The sequence below is a fragment of the Microbacterium xylanilyticum genome (assembly GCF_054654695.1).
On sequence record NZ_BAAIEN010000002.1, the window covers coordinates 564,778 to 581,326 of the forward strand.

The window sequence follows — 16,549 nt, forward strand, 5'->3', positions numbered from 1 at the left end:
ATGAGCGAGACGCACGCGACGAATCCCGCTTCGGCACCCGAGGGCGTCGTCACCGACGCGGATCTCGCGAGCATCGATGCTTGGTGGCGCGCGGCGAACTACCTCAGCGCCGGCCAGATCTACCTCCTGAACGACCCGCTCCTGCGCCGGCCGCTCGTGCCGGAGGATGTGAAGCCGCGACTCCTCGGACACTGGGGCACCACGCCCGGCCTGAACTTCCTCTACGCGCATCTGAACCGCGTCATCCGCGACCGGTCGCTGAGCTCGATCTTCGTCACCGGGCCCGGCCACGGGGGCCCCGGCATGGTCGCCAACGCCTACCTGGACGGCACCTACTCCGAGGTGTACCCGCACGTCGGGCGCGACGAGGACGGCGTGCGGGCGCTGTTCCGCCAGTTCTCGTTCCCCGGTGGGATCCCGAGCCACGTCGCGCCCGAGACGCCGGGGTCCATCCATGAAGGCGGCGAGCTCGGGTACTCCCTCAGCCACGCTTTCGGCGCGGCCTTCGACAACCCCGATCTCGTGGTCACCTGCGTCGTGGGCGACGGCGAGGCGGAGACCGGGCCGGCGGCGACGGGCTGGCATTCGAACAAGTTCCTGGATCCCGTGCAGGACGGCACGGTGCTGCCGATCCTGCACCTGAACGGCTACAAGATCGCGAACCCGACGGTGCTCGCTCGCATCCCCGAGCGTCGCCTGGTCGAGCTGTTCCGGGGTTACGGCTACACGCCGTTCGTCTTCACGGCCGGCTTCGACGGAGAGGATCCGATCAGCATCCATCGTCGGTTCTCCGCGCTGCTCGAGGCGGTGTTCGACGAGATCGCGAGGATCCGCGCGGAGGCGCGCGCGGGCCGGTACCACTCGGACGACCCGGTGATGGCGACGCCGGAGTGGCCGATGATCATCCTGCGCACCCCGAAGGGCTGGACCGGTCCGCGCGAGGTGGACGGCGTGCGCGTGGAGGGCACGTACCGCGCGCACCAGGTGCCGCTCGCCAGCGCACGGGACACCCCGGAGCACCTCCGGATCCTGGAGGACTGGCTGCGGCGGTACCGGCCCGAGGAGCTCTTCGACGCACAGGGAGCACCGGTCGCGCTCATCCAGCGCCTCGCGCCGCAGGGGGAGCGGCGGATGAGCGCGAACCCGGTCGCCAACGGCGGGCTGCTGCGCACGCCGCTGGAGCTGCCGGACTTCCGCGAGTTCGGCGTCGACGTGCCCTCGCCCGGTGCCACCACCGCCGAGGCGACGCGGGTGCTCGGCGCCTGGCTCGCCGAGGTGATCCGCCGCAACCCGCACACCTTCCGGATCTTCGGTCCCGACGAGACCGCCTCCAATCGGCTCGCCCCCGCCGTCTACGAGGCCACGCAGAAGCAGTGGGGTGCTCAGATCCTTCCCTCGGACGACCACCTCGCCCGGGTGGGCCGCGTGATGGAGATGCTCAGCGAGCATCAGTGCCAAGGGTGGCTCGAGGGGTACCTGCTCACCGGCCGCCACGGTCTCTTCAACTGCTACGAGGCGTTCATCCACATCGTCGACTCGATGTTCAACCAGCACGCCAAGTGGCTCAAGGTCAGCCGGGAGATCCCGTGGCGCCGCCCCATCGCGAGCCTGAACTACCTGCTCACCAGCCACGTGTGGCGGCAGGACCACAACGGCTTCAGCCATCAGGATCCGGGATTCATCGACCATGTCGTGAACAAGAGCGCCGAGGTCGTGCGCGTCTACCTGCCGTTCGATGCGAACACCCTGCTGTCCACGTACGACCACTGCCTGCGCTCCGTGGACTACGTGAACGTCGTCGTGGCGGGGAAGCAGCCGGCCGCGAACTGGCTGACCATGGAGGAGGCCGTCGCGCACTGCACGCGCGGGCTCGGGATCCTGGAGTGGGCGGGCACGGAGGTGACCGGGCAGGATCCGGACGTGGTGCTCGCCGCGGCCGGGGACATCCCCACCCTGGAGGTGCTCGCAGCGTCCCAGATCCTGCGCGAGGCGCTGCCCGACCTGCGCGTGCGCGTGGTCAACGTCGTCGACCTGATGCGCCTGCAATCCGAGAGCGAGCACCCGCACGGCCTCTCCGACCGGGAGTTCGATGCGATCTTCACCACGGACCGGCCGGTCATCTTCGCGTACCACGGCTACCCCTGGCTGATCCACCGGCTCGCCTACAAGCGCCACGGCCACGACAACCTGCACGTGCGCGGCTACAAGGAGAACGGCACGACGACCACGCCGTTCGACATGGTCATGATGAACGACCTGGACCGGTACCGGCTCGCGATCGACGCGATCGACCGGGTGCCGGGGCTGGCCCAGCGGTGCGCCGGACTGCGGCAGGAGCTGCAGGACGCCCGGCTGCGTGCGCGCGCCTACACCCGCGACCACGGCGAGGACATCCCCGAGGTGGCCCAGTGGAGCTGGGGTCGTGGCCGCTGAGCGGACCGCGACCGGGAGAGAGGCTGCGTCGGAGGTCGTGAGCGCGCGCCCAGCGGACGCCGTGAGCGCCGTCCGCCGCAGCGCCGGCGGGGACGTCGCCCCGGTGCTGGCGCAACTCGGATCCGGGGAGCAGGGACTCTCTCCGTCCGACGCCGCAGCACGCCTCGAGCGGAACGGACCGAACGCGATCCGCGGCCATCGGGCGCGACCGTGGCGCGTGCTGGGCCGCCAGCTGCGCAGCCCGATCGTGCTGATGCTGTTGGGCACCGCGGTCGTCGCGGGATTCGTGGGCGATGTCACCGACGCCGTGGTGATCGGGGTGATCCTGATGATCAGCGTCGGGCTCGGCTTCGTCAACGAGTACCGCGCGGAGCGCGCGGCCGATGCCATGCACGACCGGCTGCGGCATACCGCGATCGTGCATCGGGACGGTGCCGTGCAGCGCGTCGACGTGACCGAGCTGGTCATCGGCGACGTGGTGGCGTTGTCGGTGGGGACGGTCGTGCCGGCGGACCTGCGCCTGATCCGGGTCGAGGGGCTGGAGTGCGACGAGAGCATCCTCACCGGGGAGGCGCTGCCCGCCGCCAAGGGCGTGGCGCCCGTGCCCGCGGGAGCGGGCGTCGGCGACCTGGCCTGCTGCGCGCTGATGGGCACGGTCGTGCACGCCGGCAGCGGCGTCGGCGTGGTGGTGGCGACGGGTTCCGATGCCGAGTTCGGGCGCATCGCCGCCGGGCTCGCCGCCCAGGAGCCGCAGACCGAGTTCCAGCGCGGGCTCGGGCGGTTCTCGCTCTTCCTGCTCGTCGTCGCCGTCGTGCTCACCGCCACGATCTTCGTGATCGCCGTGATGCTCGGGCGGCCGCTGATCGAATCGCTGCTGTTCTCGCTGGCCATCGCCGTGGGGATCACCCCGCAGCTGCTGCCGGCAGTGGTCAGCACGAGCCTCGCCGCCGGGTCCCGGGCGATGGCGCGGCGTCGCGTCCTGGTCAAGCGCATGATCTGCATCGAGGACCTGGGCGACCTCGACCTGCTCGTCACCGACAAGACCGGCACTCTGACGACCGGCGAGATCGCCTTCGCCCGAGCCGTTCCGATGGCGGGCGGGTCGTCCGCGCGTCTGGTGGAACGGGGGGTCATCGCCTCGGGCGCCGATCTCGCCGCCCCCTCCGCCGTCGGCCTGAACGCGCTCGACGCAGCGCTCCTCGGAGCCGCCGGCGACCCCGGGACTCTCGCACAATGGCGCCGACTGGACGCGATCCCGTTCGATCACGAGAGCCGGACGACGACCGTGCTCGCCGCGTTCGGTGGCGAGGATCCGGTGGTGCTCGTCAAGGGTGCGGCGGAGTCGGTGCTGCCGCGGTGCACGACCGTTCCGGACGGCGCCGCCCGCGACCTCGACGCCCTGTACCGCGAGGGCTTCCGCGTGGTCGCCGTCGCGGGACGCCCGGCGCCCGGGGCGGCGGCGCTCATGGCGGGCCTCGACACAGGGCTCGCGCTGGACGGGTTCCTCGTGTTCACCGACGCCGTCAAACCCTCCGCCCAAGCTTCGCTGCAGCGGCTCGCCGCCCTGGGCATCAGCGTCAAGGTGTGCACCGGCGACGGCGCGGTGGTCGCCGTCCGCACCTGCGCCGAGCTCGGCATGCGCGTGGACGGCGTGCTCACCGGGGCCGACGTCGACGCACTGGACGACCGCGGACTCGTCGAGGCGGCGGAGCGGACGACCGTGTTCGCCCGGGTGTCGCCCGAGCAGAAGGTGCGCATCGTGCATGCGCTCCGGCACCGCGGGCGGGCGGTGGGGTTCCTCGGCGACGGCGTCAACGATGCGCTGGCGCTGCACGGCGCCGACATCGGGATCTCGGTGGACTCCGCCGTCGATGTCGCGAAGGATGCGGCCGACGTCCTGCTGCTGGACAAGGATCTGGACGTGCTGGCCGATGGCGTGACAGAGGGACGGCGCATCTTCGCCAACACGATCAAGTACGTCATGATGGGCACCTCGAGCAACTTCGGGAACATGTTCAGCGCCTCGGCCGCATCCGTGTTCCTTCCGTTCCTGCCCATGCTCCCGGGGCAGATCCTGCTGAACAACCTCCTCTACGACTCCAGCCAGCTCGTGATCCCCGCCGACCGGGTGGATCCGGAGCAGCTGCGTGCGCCCTCGCATTGGGACATCGCGGCCGTGCGGCGCTTCATGCTCCTGTTCGGACCGATCTCCTCCCTGTTCGACTTCGCCACCTTCGGCCTGATGCTGTTCGTCTTCCACGCGGGCGCCCCCGAGTTCCGCTCCGGCTGGTTCATCGAGTCGATCGCGACGCAGACGCTCATCGTGTTCGTGATCCGCACCCGCCGCGTCCCGTTCACGCGAAGCCGACCTGCGCCGGTGCTGGTCGTCACGGTGCTCCTCGCCATCGCGATCGGCTGCGTGCTCCCGTACACGCCTCTGAACGGGCTCCTCGGGTTCACGCCGCTGCCGGCCGGCTTCTTCCTCGCACTCGTCGGGATGGTGATCGTGTACCTCGTGCTCGTCGAGGTCGCGAAGCTCTGGTACTTCCGACGGCTCAGCGCGGCGCCGGGGGCCGCCCGCGCGCCGCGTCGGCCGGCTCGACGGGTGCTGCGCCGTGCCGCGCGGTTCACGGCCCGATCGGGCCGGCCCGATCCCGGTGGGACTTTGGGCCCGGGCGGTGGCGCCTGACGCGCGCACGATCGGGGCATGGACACCGAAGAGGGTCGAGAGCCGACGCGGGCTCTCACCGAGAGCGAGTGCTGGGAGCGGATCCTCGCTGCGCCCTACGGGCGCATCGCCGCCGCCGCGGCGGACGAGATCGACGTCTTCCCCGTCAACCACGCCGTGCTCGACGGCACGATCGTCTTCCGCACCGCGGCGGGCACCAAGCTGCTCGAGCTGACGATCCGGCAGCGCGTGGCGTTCGAGGTCGACGGCGCGGATGACGCCGAGGCCTTCAGCGTGGTCGTGAAGGGGCTGGCGGAGGAGTTCGACCGCGACGCCGATGTCCTGGAAGCGGAGGAGACCGGAGTGACTCCGTGGGCGCCCGAGCCGAAGGATCGCTGGGTGCGCATCACGCCGACCGCGGTCTCCGGGCGCCTCTTCCGGCGCCGCTGATCCCGTCCGGGCACGTGCGGTCTCCGTCCGTCGGACCGGCGTCTGCGACTCCCGCGTGCGGGCTCACGGCCCGGCGGCCGCGCCCCCGCGCACCGTGGCGCGCAGAATGAAGTCGAGATCTCGCCATCATGCTGTCGAGAAACGAGCAACGGCTCCGACCACATACCGAGGCGGGCATCGGCTCGCCCGACGGAACAGAAGGAGAACGGCCGTGAAGTACATGATTCTGATGCAGGTGCGCCAGGACGTCCTGGATGCGCTCACCGCGGAGCAGATGCAGGCGATCGGCGAGGGGCACCAGGCGTTCATGGACGCGATCACCGCATCCGGCGAGCTGCTGGGCACCATCGCCCTCGCCGACCCCAGCCAGTCGAAGGTCGTGCGGGCTGCCGGCGGCGTTCCCGAGGTGGTCGACGGGCCCTTCGCGGAGACCAAGGAGTTCATGGGCGGCTACTACCTGATCGAGGTGGAGTCGGAGGAGCGCGCCGTCGAACTCGCCCAGCAGATCCCGGACGCGGCGATCGACGGGCTCGCGCTGGAGATCCACCCGGTGATGTTCTCGGCCGGCCCGGACGCGTGACCGACAGCGGCTTCGAGGACCTGTGGCGCAGCACCGCGCCGCAGGTCCTCGCCGCGCTGCTGCGCCGTTACGGAGCCGCGCAGCTGGACCTGTGCGAGGACGCCGTGCAGGAGGCGCTGCTCGCGGCGCACCAGCAATGGCCCGCCGAGGGCGCTCCCGCCGATGCCAAGGGCTGGCTGCTGACCGTCGCGCGGCGTCGCTTGATCGACCGGATCCGCAGCGAGCATCAGCGGCGCGAACGCGAGCACGTCTACGCCGACGCCTGGCGTCCGCTCGCGGAGCCGGAGACGGCGCACCCGGACGACAGCGTGCAGATGCTGCGGCTGTGCTGCCACCCCGCGCTGAGCGTGCCGGCGCAGGTGGCGTTGACACTGCGCGCCGTCGGCGGGCTGTCCACGGCGCAGATCGCCCGGGCCTACCTGCTTCCGGAGGCGGCGATCGCGCAGCGGATCAGCCGGGCCAAGGCGCGGATCCGCGCCGCGGGCGCCGTCTTCCCGGAGCCGTCCGACGTCGACGATCGCCTGGATCCTGTCCTGGCGGTGCTCTCCGTGATGTTCACCGAGGGGCACACCGCGACAGAGGGGCCAGAGGTCGGCGATGTGCGGTTGAGCGACGAGGCCATCCGCCTGGCCCGGATGCTGCACCGCGAACGCCCGGACGACGTGGAGGTCGCAGGGCTGCTCGCGCTCATGCTGCTGACCGACGCCCGCCGGGCCGCGCGCACCGGGCCCCGCGGCGATCTCATCCCGCTCGACGAGCAGGACCGCACCCGGTGGGACCGGGATCTGATCGCCGAGGGCACGGGCATCCTCGACGCAGCGCTGGCCGCAGGGCGGCACGGCCCCTACGCGATCCAGGCGGCGATCGCGGCGCTGCACGACGACGCTCCCAGCACCGAGACCACGGACTGGCCGCAGATCCTGGCGCTCTACCGCCTTCTCGAGTTCGAGACGGGCAACGCGGTCGCGACGGTCAACCGCGCCGTCGCCCAGGCGATGGTGCACGGCCCGGAGTCCGGGCTCGCCGTGATCGACGGGATCTCCGATCCGCGCGTGCGCGGCGATCGGCGGCGCATCGCCTCGCTGCGCGCTCACCTGCTGGAACGGGCGGGTCGCCACGACGAGGCCATCGCCGAATACCTCGCGGCGGCGCGGGCGACGCTGTCGATCCCGGAGCGCGACTACCTGCGGGCGCGAGCCGCGCGGCTGCGGCGCTGAACCGGCGTCTCGCTCACGCCCGCCGGTACTGCGCGGCCATCGGGCAGTCGAACGGGTCGCGTGCCGCCAGGCCCACGCGGTTCAGGTAGTCGATGACGATGGCGTAGGAGCGCCAGAGCGAGGTCTCGGTGTAGGGGACGCCATGCGCGGCGCAGAAGTCGCGGACGATCTCGCGGGCCTTGCCGAGGTGCATCCGAGACATGCTCGGGAACAGGTGATGCTCGACCTGATGGTTCAGGCCGCCCATCAGCGCGGTGGCCCACCAGCCGCCGCGGATGTTGCGCGACGTGCGCACCTGCTTGGTGAAGAAGTCCAGCCGCGCGTCGGGCGCGATCACAGCCATGCCCTTGTGGTTCGGAGCGAACGAGGCGCCCATGTACACGCCGAACACCGCCAGCATGACGCCGACGAAGGCGGCTGCCATGCCGAGCGGCAGCAGCAGGAAGATCGGTGTCAGCACGAGCGCGAAGCGCGCCGTGATCATGCCGATCTCGGCCCAGCGGGCCTTCACCGGCTGCCGGCTGACGAGGTGTCGGACGCCGAGGTAGTGCAGGTTGACGCCCTCGAGCGTGAGCAGGGGGAAGAACAGCCATCCCTGGCGGCGGGTGATCAGGCGCCGGAGCCCGCGCGCCGCGGCGGCGTCCTCCTCCAGGAACGAGATGGTGTCGACCTCGATGTCCGGATCCTTGCCGACGCGGTTCGGGTTGGCGTGGTGCCTGCTGTGCTTGGAGTCCCACCAGGAGTAGCTCATCCCGACGACTGCGGCGAGGACGCGCGCGAGCCGGTCGTTCGCCGGGCCGCTCGCGAGGATCTGCCGATGAGCCGCTTCGTGTGCGAGGAACGCGACCTGCGTGAACAGGATGCCGAGGGCGGCGGCCATGAGCAGCTGCAGCCAGCTGTGGCCGAGCAGGACGGATCCGGTCACGACCCCGGCGAACCCGGCTGCGATCGCGACGCCGATCAGGGCGTAGAAGCGCGGGGTGCGGCGCATCAGTCCGGTCTCACGCATCACGCGGGAGATCTCGACGTAAGCCCGGGCGATGGGCGGGAAGTCCTCCTGCCGTGCGTACGTCTGGCGCACGGGGCCCAGGCGGGAGGGGCGGATGTCGACGGGTGCGGAGGTCATGCGGCGGGGCCTTTGCTGATGTCCGGGGTAACCGGGGCGGAAGCCAAGGGCGGGCGCCGTTCGCTGAGCCTCACGCTACGCGCACGCGTATACGCCGAGCGGCATGCGTGCGCCACCGCTCGGCGGTGGCACGGGATCGTCGTCAGTCGACGCGCCGGGGATCGATCATCGTCATCCCGGCCACGGTCGTCCGGTCGAACTCGGGCAGGAGCGCCGCCGCCTCATCGAGCCCGATGGTGCGCTCGATGAGGCGCTGCGGGGCGAGGGCGCCCTGCGCGATCATCGACATCATCTCGGGGTAGTCGGAGGCGGCCATGCCGTGGCTGCCGAGGAGGTCGAGCTCCCAGCCGATCACGCGCTCCATCGGCACGCGCGGGTGGCCGTCGATCGGCGGGAGCAGGCCGATCTGCACGTGCCGCCCGCGCCGGCGCAGGCCGAGGATCGCGTCGGCGAGGGTCTGCTCGCTGCCCACCGCGTCGATCGAGACGTGCGCCCCGCCCGCGGTCAGCTCCGCCACGGCGGCGGGGATGTCGGCGCCGTCGGCCAGGAGCGCGTGCTCCGCGCCGACCTCGCGGGCCACGGCCAGCGCCTCGGGGTTGCGGTCCACGGCGATCACCCGGGCGCCGCGCGCCTGCGCGATCATCACGGCGCTCAGCCCCACGCCGCCGGCGCCGATGACGGCCACCCATTCGTCCTCCCGCGCGCCGGCGCGCCCGACCACGGCGCGGAAGGCGGTCGCGAAGCGGCAGCCGAGGCTCGCGGCCGTGGCGAAATCCACCTCGTCGGGGATTGCGACGAGGTTCACATCCGCCGCATGGAGTGCGACGACTTCGGCGAACGATCCCCAGTGGGTGAAGCCGGGCTGCTGCTGGTCGGGGCAGACCTGTGCGTTCCCGGACAGGCACCACTCGCAGCGTCCGCAGCCGCAGACGAACGGCACGGTCACCCGGTCGCCCGCGTTCCACCGCGTCACCTCCGGCCCGGCCGCGATGATCGTGCCGGCGAGCTCGTGGCCCGGCACATGGGGGAACGCGATGTCGTCGTGGCCCGCCCAGGCGTGCCAGTCGCTCCGGCACATGCCTGTGGCCGCCACCTCCACGAGCACGCCGTCCGCCGGGAGCGCGGGTTCGGGGACCGACCTCACCTCGGGCACCCCGCGGACCTCATCGAACACCACTGCACGCATGACCTCATCCTCTCAGGCCGCCGCGATCTTCCTGCCGGCACGGGATCGGCCGGATCCGGGCTCTGTAACGAGGTGTTCACGTCCCGGGCGCATCCCGAAACGCCCCGGAAACACAGCGCGCGTCGACGTGAAACGCGCCGGTGGCAACCTGGCTGCACCCGACGCTGCAGGAGCGTTCTCACTGAGAGAGGAGCGGACCCATGGATCAGGGGAACACCGCCTTCGTTTTGATCTGTGCAGCACTCGTGCTGCTCATGACGCCAGGTCTGGCGTTCTTCTACGGTGGCCTCGTCAAGGCCAAGAGCGTGATCAGCATGATGATGATGAGCTTCGGCGCGATCGGGCTCATCGGCGTGCTGTGGGTCGTCTTCGGCTACGCGATCGCCGTCCCCAGCGGCAAGGGCCTGATCGCTCCGTGGACGATCGACTGGTCGGCCATCGGCCTGAACAGCCTGCTCGAGGTGCCGAAGGGCGCCGCCTACCCGCCGCTCGCCTTCGTCGCGTTCCAGGCGACGTTCGCGATCATCACCGTCGCCCTCGTCTCCGGCGCCATCGCCGACCGCGCCCGGTTCGGATCCTGGATGGTCTTCGCCGGCATCTGGGCGACCGTCGTCTACTTCCCGGTCGCGAGCTGGGTGTTCAACTTCGGCCTGAACAAGGACGGCAGCTACGCCTACGGCGGCTGGGCCACCGTCGGACTGCAGAAGTGGCTCGGCGTCGGCGCGATCGACTTCGCCGGTGGAACCGCGGTGCACATCAACGCCGGTGCTGCGGGCCTCGCGCTCGCGCTGGTCCTCGGACGCCGGATCGGCTTCCAGAAGGGCGCCGACGTGCCGCACAACCCGCCGTTCGTGCTGCTCGGCGCGGGCCTGCTGTGGTTCGGCTGGTTCGGCTTCAACGCGGGCTCCGAGCTCGGCGCCGACGGCACCGCCTCGATCGCCTTCGTGAACACGCTGGCGGCGCCCGCCGCGGCACTGCTCAGCTGGCTGGTGATGGAGAAGATCCGCAACGGCAAGCCCACGTCCGTCGGCGCCGCATCCGGTGCGGTCGCCGGTCTCGTCGCGATCACCCCGGCCTGTGCCGCCCTCACTCCGATCTGGGCTGTCGTGCTGGGCCTCCTCGCGGGCGCGGTCTGCCAGCTCGCGATCGACCTGAAGTTCCACCTCGGCTTCGACGACTCGCTCGACGTGGTCGGCATCCACCTCATCGGCGGCATCATCGGCACGCTGTACCTCGGGTTCTTCGCCAACGGCACCGGGCTCATCTACAGCGGGAGCCTCGCGCAGCTCGCGGCCCAGGCGCTCGCCGCCGGTGCGGTACTGGTGTACTCCTTCGTGTTCGCGCTCGTGATCGGCTTCGTGGTCCAGAAGACCATGGGCTTCCGGGTCAAGGACGAGGACGAGATCGCCGGCCTCGACACAGTGGTCCACGGTGAAGAGGGCTACGTGCTCATCGGAGCGCGGGTCTGATCCGATGACGACGGCAACCTTCGTTCCGGGGCCGGCCCCGACCAGGCTCACGCGCCTGCGGGACCTGCCCCGGCGGGGGCTCGTCGCGGGGGGTGGACACGTCCGCGAGATCTGCGGCCAGTGGGGGGTCGACGGGGAGCTGCACTGGATGCTGCAGCTCGTCGAACTGCGGGGGCCGGAGGGTGTGCTCCACCTGCCGCCGGACGCGGCCCACGTGCTCGCCGGCATCGGCGGCCCGCAGGTGGGCGTCGGACCGGGAGCCGCCGTGGGACTGCGCAAGGAGCGGGTCCTGCACTACGCGGGAGCCTTCCTGGAGCTGCGTCGCCCGCAGCTGCGCGCCGCCGAGCTGAGCCGCGTGCTCGTGCTCTCGTCGGTGCCGGCGCGGGCGACGCCCTCCCTGGTCTTCTCCGATCTGCACGGCACGGCTCCGCTGCCCGCGGACGTCCGGGCGATCGTGGTGCGGTCGGGGAGAGTGAGCGCGGGCGGCAGCACCGCCACAGCGATGGAGGCGCTGGTGCTGCCGGACGCGACTCGGGGCGACGGCGCCGTCGCTTCAGGACCCGGGGCCGTCGCCGACGACGCCCGGGTCCTCATGGTCATCGGCTGACGGCCGTCGGCGGAGGGCGGACCCGATCCCGACGGATCCGCCCTGACAGCGCTCAGCCCGGACGCTGCTCCGCGAAGCGCGCACCGCGGTGCTCAGCTTCTCCGCGAAGCGGACACCGCGGTGCTCAGCGCTGCAGGCCGGCGACGATCGCAAGGTGGTCGCTGCCGCCGGCTGCGGTCGTCCTGGCGGACGCCGTGGTGAACCCGCGCTCGAAGACGTGGTCGATCCGGACGGCCGGGAAGGCGGCGGGCCACGTGAACGACGGGGCGAGGCCGCCGAATCGCACCTCCCCGAGCTCGCCGGCGATCCCCGCGAGCGCCGGATCCGTGGATACCGCGTTGAAGTCGCCCAGCGCGATCAGGCGCTGAGTGCGGTCCTCGCGGATTCGCTCCCCGAGCGCCGACAGCATGCCGTCGCGGGCGCTCTGCATGCCGGGGCGCAGCGACGCCGCGTGCACGACGTAGACGCTCACAGGGCCTCCCGGCGCGTCCACGTCGACCCGCAGCGCGCGATTCCAGCCCAGTCCCAGATCCAGCGACTCCTGGTCGAGGATCGGGTACCGGCTCCACACGCCCACGGTTCCCACGCGGTAGGCGTGCGGGTAGGCGCCGGCGAGCTCGTCCGCGATCGCCGACCCGGAGTCGGCGTCGAGCTCGGTGAAGGCGAGGATCGCTGCGCCGTCCGCGGCGAGGGTGCGCGCGGATGCGGCTCCGGTGCCGGATCCGGCCTCCACGTTCTGCGTGGCGACCAGCAGCCCGCCGTCGCCCGCGCCCGCCGCCTGTCGGCGGTCGGCTGTCGGCCGTCGCGCGCAGAATGGAGGCGAGCCCGATCGAGCGAGGAGCGAGATGGATCCGTTCTGGGAGCCGCGCAGCCGGCGCCGACGACAGCAGCCGATCCTCGCCGTGCACCCGGCGGACGACGCACCCGCGCCGAGTGCGGAATGGCCGGCCGGCATCCCCGCGGTCGCCCAGGTGCTGGACTGAGCCCTGCTGCGTGCACGGCCGCGTGTGCCGGGCGTGAGCCGGCGTCCTTCGGGCGCGGCGCCGGCGCGGTCGCGGCAGGCCGGCGAGCAGGCATGCGGTCAGGGCGCGGCGCGCACCGCTACCAGGAACTCGTCGAGGTTGCGCAGATGCGCGCGCACGCTCCGTTCGGCCTCCGCGGCGACCGAGGCGGGGTCGTCCGCGGCGGTGACGACGGCGTCGCCCTCCAGACGATGCCCGACCCAGCGCAGGCGCACCCTCTCGACCTCCCGGATCCCGCCGACGTGTGCGAGCGCGTGCTCGGCGCGTTCCACGAGCTCGGGCTCGACACCGTCGAGCAGGCGACGGCCGATGCTGCGCACCGTGCCGATGAGCAGCACGAAGATCGCGACCGAGATGAGCACACCGACGATCGGGTCAGCCAACGGGAAGTGCGCGAGCACGCCGAGGCCGCCCAGCACCACGGCGAGCGAGGTGAAGCCGTCCGTGCGGGCGTGCACGCCGTCGGCGACGAGCGCGGCGGACCCGATGCGGCGGCCGACCCGGATCCGGTAGATCGCCACCGCCTCGTTGCCGAGGAACCCGATGACGCCGGCGACGATGACCCAGCCGACGTTGTGCAGCGGCTGGGGGTTCAGCAGCCGCTCGATCGACTGCCACGCCGCCACGATCGCCGACAGCAGCACCACGAAGACGATGAACAGGCCCGCGAGGTCCTCCGCGCGTCCGAACCCGTAGGTGTACCGTCGCGTGGCAGCGCGCCGCCCGAGCGCGAACGCGACCCAGAGCGGGATCGCCGTGAGCGCGTCGGAGAAGTTGTGCACCGTGTCGGCGAGCAGCGCGACCGAGCCGCTGACGAAGAACACGACCGCCTGCAGGGCCGTGGTGACCAGCAGGATCACGAGGCTGACCTTCAGTGCGCGGATGCCGGCGCTGGACGCCTCCATCGCGTCATCGATGGCGTCAGCGGCGTCGTGCGTGTGCGGCACGAACAGCCCGTAGAGGAAGCCGCGGAATCCGGTCGGATGGTGGTGATCATGACCATGGCCGTGCCCATGGTCGTGCGAGTGGTCGTGGTCGTGGCCGTGCGAGTGGTCGTGGTCGTGCCGGTGGTCGTGGTCGTGGTCGTGCGGGTGCCCGTGCCCATGGTCGTGGTCGCGGTCGTGCGGGTGGTCGTGGTCGCGGTCCCCGTCGTGCGGGTGCGGATCCGCGTGGTCCGTGCGGATGTCCGGCGCGTTATCGGGGCGATCCTCCGGGTGCTCGTGGTCGTGCATCATGCCTCCCGATCGGCGTGGTGGTGGCGCGGTGTGCCGCCGAGGGAGTGCTCGGCCTGGAAGATCGCATCGGCCACGAGGCGCGAGGCGTGCTCGTCCTCGAGCCGGTAGAAGACGCGCTGACCGTCCTGCCGGGTCGAGACGATGCGTGCGAGGCGCAGCTTCGCCAGGTGCTGGGACACCGCAGCCGGCGACTTGTCCACGATGTCCGCGAGGTGGTTCACCGAGAGCTCGCCGGCCTCTCCGAGCGCCATCACGATCCGCACCCGGGTGGCGTCGGCCAGCATCGAGAACACCTCCACCGCGAGCTCGACATAGGGGCTGTCGGGGGAGTACCCGCATGCCTGCTTATCTGCACTCATACGCAGATACTAAGCCATCCGGATCCGGATACGGATCCGTGCGCGACGATCTGCACACGATGCGACGATCCGCCTCGCGTTCTGGCCGGATCCATGTGCAGATCGTCTCAAGTGGTGCAGATCGTCGCGAGGCCGGGGCTCAGAGCACCCGCGAGAGCTTGTCGGGGTTGCACACCTGCCGCAGGCCGTGGATCAGACCGCCGGTGCCGAACTCGAGTGCGAGCACGTCGGTGCGGCCCGAATGCGTCAGGGCGATCGCGGGCTCCCCGTTGACGTCGAGCAGCGCAGCGCTGAGGGGGAACGACGGGTCGGCGAGGGCCTTCTCCAGCACGCCGACGAGGAAACGCCGCACCCGGTCGGCGCCGAAGATGGGGTTGCGCGCTGCCCGCACCCGGCCGCCGCCGTCGCTCCACAGGATGGTGTCGTCGGCGAGCAGCTCGAGCACGCCGGAGATGTCGCCGTGCTCGACGGCGGCGAGCAGAGCCCCGAGCGCGGCCGGATCCGCCGTGCGCGCTCGCGCCGGGTCGTCCGCGAGGCGCAGACGCCTCTCGCCGCGCGAGATCAGCTGACGGACGGACGCCGGGGTCCTCTCCAGGATCCGCCCGATCTCCACGGCCGACATCCCGAACGCGCGGTGCAGCACCACGGCCGCCCGCGCCTCGGGCGCGAGCTGCTCGGCCATGTGCAGCAGCGCGAGGGAGAGCAGCTCCCGGTCGGCGACCGCGTCCTCGGGAAGACGATCCGTGGCGACCGGCTCGGGCAGCCACGGCCCGACGTACTCCTCTCGCGCCGCCGCGAGAGCGCGCACCCGGTCGATCGAGCGGCGCACGCACACCGTCGTCAGCCACGCGGGCCAGGAGCGCACCGGCCGCGGGGTCACCGGATCGTCGGCTTCGGCGCGCTCCTGCTGGAGCGCCTCGATCGCGACCTCGGACACCACGTCCTCGGCATGGCCGTAGTCGCCGAGCATGCGGTACGCGATGCCGATCAATCGCCCCCGCTCCGCGTGCCATGCGCGGGTGGCGGGGGAGACGAGGGTCATGGCTTCACGGTAGCGCCACGGTTCCGCCACGGCTCAGACGATCGGGTGCTTGTCATCGATCGGCGGCGCCATCTCCGTGGCGATGGCCACGCGGTTCCACACGTTGATCGTGCAGATCGCCAGCACGAGTGCGCCGAGCTCGCCGTCATCGAAGTGCTCCGCCGCGGCGTTCCAGATCTCGTCCGTCACCGTGTCCGGCCCGAGCCGGGTGACCGCGTCGGTCAGGGCCAGTGCCGCCAGCTCGCGCTCCTCGAACAGGCCCTTGGCGTGCTGCCAGGCGCCGACCGCATGCAGCGTGCGCTGCGGGATCCCGCGCCGGGCGCCCTCGGTCGCGTGCATGTCGACGCAGAATCCGCAGCCGTTCAGGATCGAGGCGCGCAGCTTGATCAGCTCGTACAGCCGGGGTTCCACGCTCTTGCGGGCGTACGCCTCCAGCCCGAGCACCGCGGCGTAGCCGAGCTTGTTGGTGCGGCCCATGTCGATCCGGGTCATCGTCGTTCCTCTCCGGGCCACCTCCGCGACGGATCTCGTCGGCTTGCGTGTGGCTCTCATCAGGGATGTCGGATCCGGGCTCGGAAGTGTGACACCTCCGCCCGGACCGCGTGTCGGAAGCCCGGCGTACGATCGGCGCGTGACGTTCTGCGGTTCGATCGCGACGCCCGTGGGCGTGCTCGAGGTGCACAGCGACGGGGTCGCGATCCGTCGGGTGACCTGGCCGCGGCCCGGGCGGGCGACGCCGGTCGGCGGGGTGGGGTCCGCCGCGGAGCAGGATCCGCTGCTCGCGGAGGCCCTGGCGCAGCTGGAGGCGTACTTCGCCGGTCGCCGCGCGGGCTTCGACCTGCCGTTCGATCTCGGGGCGCAGACGGACGTGACGAACGCCGTGCTGCACGCGCTCTACGACACGGTCGCGCACGGCGAGACCGTCACGTACGGCGAGCTCGCCGAGCGCAGCGGCACGGCGGTGCCCGCGCGGGCGATCGGGTCGATCATGGGCGCGAACCCGATCCCGATCATCGTCCCCTGCCACCGCGTGGTCGCCAGCGACGGGCTCGGCGGCTACTCCGGCGGCGCGCCCGGCGACGGACTCCGCACGAAGCGCTGGCTGCTCGAACACGAGGGAGCGTTGCCGCCCGCACTGTTCTGACGTGGATCCGG

The 16,549-nt window shown here is 71.7% G+C and carries 16 protein-coding genes; 9 read left to right on the top strand and 7 right to left on the bottom strand.

Annotated features, from left to right (window positions below; all coding sequences use genetic code 11):
• The 5 genes from ACYQ1L_RS03235 (at position 1) to ACYQ1L_RS03255 (ending at position 7,348) form a co-directional block, all read left to right on the top strand.
• Positions 1 to 2,433: a phosphoketolase family protein gene (locus tag ACYQ1L_RS03235; RefSeq protein ID WP_460002825.1), complete on the top strand. Its 2,433-nt coding sequence runs from the start codon at positions 1 to 3 to the stop codon at positions 2,431 to 2,433.
• A gap of 37 nt (positions 2,434 to 2,470) precedes the next feature.
• The gene (gene mgtA, locus ACYQ1L_RS03240; protein ID WP_460002826.1) at positions 2,471 to 5,122 is read left to right on the top strand and encodes a magnesium-translocating P-type ATPase; all 2,652 of its coding nucleotides are present in this window, start codon (positions 2,471 to 2,473) and stop codon (positions 5,120 to 5,122) included.
• Between the two features lie 18 nt (positions 5,123 to 5,140).
• Positions 5,141 to 5,551 (top strand): pyridoxamine 5'-phosphate oxidase family protein, encoded by a 411-nt coding sequence (locus ACYQ1L_RS03245; protein ID WP_460002827.1) that lies wholly within the window; start codon positions 5,141 to 5,143, stop codon positions 5,549 to 5,551.
• A gap of 220 nt (positions 5,552 to 5,771) precedes the next feature.
• Entirely contained in the window at positions 5,772 to 6,131 is a 360-nt protein-coding gene (locus tag ACYQ1L_RS03250) for a YciI family protein (protein ID WP_460005750.1), read from the top strand.
• The gene (locus ACYQ1L_RS03255; RefSeq protein ID WP_460002828.1) at positions 6,128 to 7,348 is read left to right on the top strand and encodes an RNA polymerase sigma factor; all 1,221 of its coding nucleotides are present in this window, start codon (positions 6,128 to 6,130) and stop codon (positions 7,346 to 7,348) included. The genes ACYQ1L_RS03250 and ACYQ1L_RS03255 overlap by 4 nt, the downstream gene beginning before the upstream one ends.
• A gap of 13 nt (positions 7,349 to 7,361) precedes the next feature.
• Here the strand turns inward: ACYQ1L_RS03255 and ACYQ1L_RS03260 are convergent, their stop codons facing one another.
• Together ACYQ1L_RS03260 and ACYQ1L_RS03265 are read right to left on the bottom strand one after the other, a co-directional pair.
• The gene (locus ACYQ1L_RS03260; RefSeq protein WP_460002829.1) at positions 7,362 to 8,474 is read right to left on the bottom strand and encodes a fatty acid desaturase family protein; all 1,113 of its coding nucleotides are present in this window, start codon (positions 8,472 to 8,474) and stop codon (positions 7,362 to 7,364) included.
• A 142-nt stretch (positions 8,475 to 8,616) separates the two neighbouring features.
• A complete protein-coding gene (locus ACYQ1L_RS03265) occupies positions 8,617 to 9,660 on the bottom strand; it encodes a zinc-dependent alcohol dehydrogenase family protein (RefSeq protein WP_460002830.1) in 1,044 nt (347 codons plus the stop codon).
• A gap of 200 nt (positions 9,661 to 9,860) precedes the next feature.
• On the opposite strand from ACYQ1L_RS03265, the gene ACYQ1L_RS03270 reads away from it, so the two are divergent.
• On the top strand, positions 9,861 to 11,129 hold the full coding sequence (locus ACYQ1L_RS03270) for an ammonium transporter (RefSeq protein WP_460002831.1): 1,269 nt from the start codon (positions 9,861 to 9,863) through the stop codon (positions 11,127 to 11,129).
• A gap of 4 nt (positions 11,130 to 11,133) precedes the next feature.
• Positions 11,134 to 11,736: a hypothetical protein gene (locus tag ACYQ1L_RS03275; protein ID WP_460002832.1), complete on the top strand. Its 603-nt coding sequence runs from the start codon at positions 11,134 to 11,136 to the stop codon at positions 11,734 to 11,736.
• A 124-nt stretch (positions 11,737 to 11,860) separates the two neighbouring features.
• On the opposite strand, the gene ACYQ1L_RS03280 is transcribed toward ACYQ1L_RS03275, so the two are convergent.
• Entirely contained in the window at positions 11,861 to 12,469 is a 609-nt protein-coding gene (locus ACYQ1L_RS03280; RefSeq protein WP_460002833.1) for an endonuclease/exonuclease/phosphatase family protein, read from the bottom strand.
• A gap of 112 nt (positions 12,470 to 12,581) precedes the next feature.
• Between ACYQ1L_RS03280 and ACYQ1L_RS03285 the strand changes: the two genes are divergently transcribed.
• Complete coding sequence (locus ACYQ1L_RS03285; RefSeq protein WP_460002834.1) at positions 12,582 to 12,719, top strand: hypothetical protein; 138 nt, start codon at positions 12,582 to 12,584, stop codon at positions 12,717 to 12,719.
• A gap of 98 nt (positions 12,720 to 12,817) precedes the next feature.
• On the opposite strand, the gene ACYQ1L_RS03290 is transcribed toward ACYQ1L_RS03285, so the two are convergent.
• From ACYQ1L_RS03290 to ACYQ1L_RS03305, 4 genes are all read right to left on the bottom strand, one after another.
• Positions 12,818 to 13,993, bottom strand: coding sequence for a cation diffusion facilitator family transporter (locus tag ACYQ1L_RS03290; protein ID WP_460002835.1), 1,176 nt, complete (start codon positions 13,991 to 13,993; stop codon positions 12,818 to 12,820).
• On the bottom strand, positions 13,990 to 14,352 hold the full coding sequence (locus ACYQ1L_RS03295) for an ArsR/SmtB family transcription factor (RefSeq protein WP_460002836.1): 363 nt from the start codon (positions 14,350 to 14,352) through the stop codon (positions 13,990 to 13,992). The genes ACYQ1L_RS03290 and ACYQ1L_RS03295 overlap by 4 nt, the downstream gene beginning before the upstream one ends.
• Positions 14,353 to 14,491: 139 nt before the next feature.
• On the bottom strand, positions 14,492 to 15,394 hold the full coding sequence (locus tag ACYQ1L_RS03300) for a sigma-70 family RNA polymerase sigma factor (RefSeq protein WP_460002837.1): 903 nt from the start codon (positions 15,392 to 15,394) through the stop codon (positions 14,492 to 14,494).
• A 33-nt stretch (positions 15,395 to 15,427) separates the two neighbouring features.
• Positions 15,428 to 15,886, bottom strand: coding sequence for a carboxymuconolactone decarboxylase family protein (locus ACYQ1L_RS03305; protein WP_460002838.1), 459 nt, complete (start codon positions 15,884 to 15,886; stop codon positions 15,428 to 15,430).
• A 139-nt stretch (positions 15,887 to 16,025) separates the two neighbouring features.
• On the opposite strand from ACYQ1L_RS03305, the gene ACYQ1L_RS03310 reads away from it, so the two are divergent.
• Positions 16,026 to 16,538, top strand: a complete 513-nt coding sequence (locus ACYQ1L_RS03310; protein WP_460002839.1) for a methylated-DNA--[protein]-cysteine S-methyltransferase — start codon at positions 16,026 to 16,028, stop codon at positions 16,536 to 16,538.
• Positions 16,539 to 16,549: the final 11 nt, after the last annotated feature.

Coding starts and splice junctions, on each gene's coding strand:
- ACYQ1L_RS03235 (WP_460002825.1), top strand. CDS start 1: ATGAGCGAGACGCACGCGACGAATCCCGCTTCGGCACCCGAGGGCGTC.
- ACYQ1L_RS03245 (WP_460002827.1), top strand. CDS start 5,141: ATGGACACCGAAGAGGGTCGAGAGCCGACGCGGGCTCTCACCGAGAGC.
- ACYQ1L_RS03250 (WP_460005750.1), top strand. CDS start 5,772: ATGATTCTGATGCAGGTGCGCCAGGACGTCCTGGATGCGCTCACCGCG.
- ACYQ1L_RS03260 (WP_460002829.1), bottom strand. CDS start 8,474: ATGACCTCCGCACCCGTCGACATCCGCCCCTCCCGCCTGGGCCCCGTG.
- ACYQ1L_RS03265 (WP_460002830.1), bottom strand. CDS start 9,660: ATGCGTGCAGTGGTGTTCGATGAGGTCCGCGGGGTGCCCGAGGTGAGG.
- ACYQ1L_RS03270 (WP_460002831.1), top strand. CDS start 9,861: ATGGATCAGGGGAACACCGCCTTCGTTTTGATCTGTGCAGCACTCGTG.
- ACYQ1L_RS03275 (WP_460002832.1), top strand. CDS start 11,134: ATGACGACGGCAACCTTCGTTCCGGGGCCGGCCCCGACCAGGCTCACG.
- ACYQ1L_RS03285 (WP_460002834.1), top strand. CDS start 12,582: ATGGATCCGTTCTGGGAGCCGCGCAGCCGGCGCCGACGACAGCAGCCG.
- ACYQ1L_RS03290 (WP_460002835.1), bottom strand. CDS start 13,993: ATGATGCACGACCACGAGCACCCGGAGGATCGCCCCGATAACGCGCCG.
- ACYQ1L_RS03295 (WP_460002836.1), bottom strand. CDS start 14,352: ATGAGTGCAGATAAGCAGGCATGCGGGTACTCCCCCGACAGCCCCTAT.
- ACYQ1L_RS03300 (WP_460002837.1), bottom strand. CDS start 15,394: ATGACCCTCGTCTCCCCCGCCACCCGCGCATGGCACGCGGAGCGGGGG.
- ACYQ1L_RS03305 (WP_460002838.1), bottom strand. CDS start 15,886: ATGACCCGGATCGACATGGGCCGCACCAACAAGCTCGGCTACGCCGCG.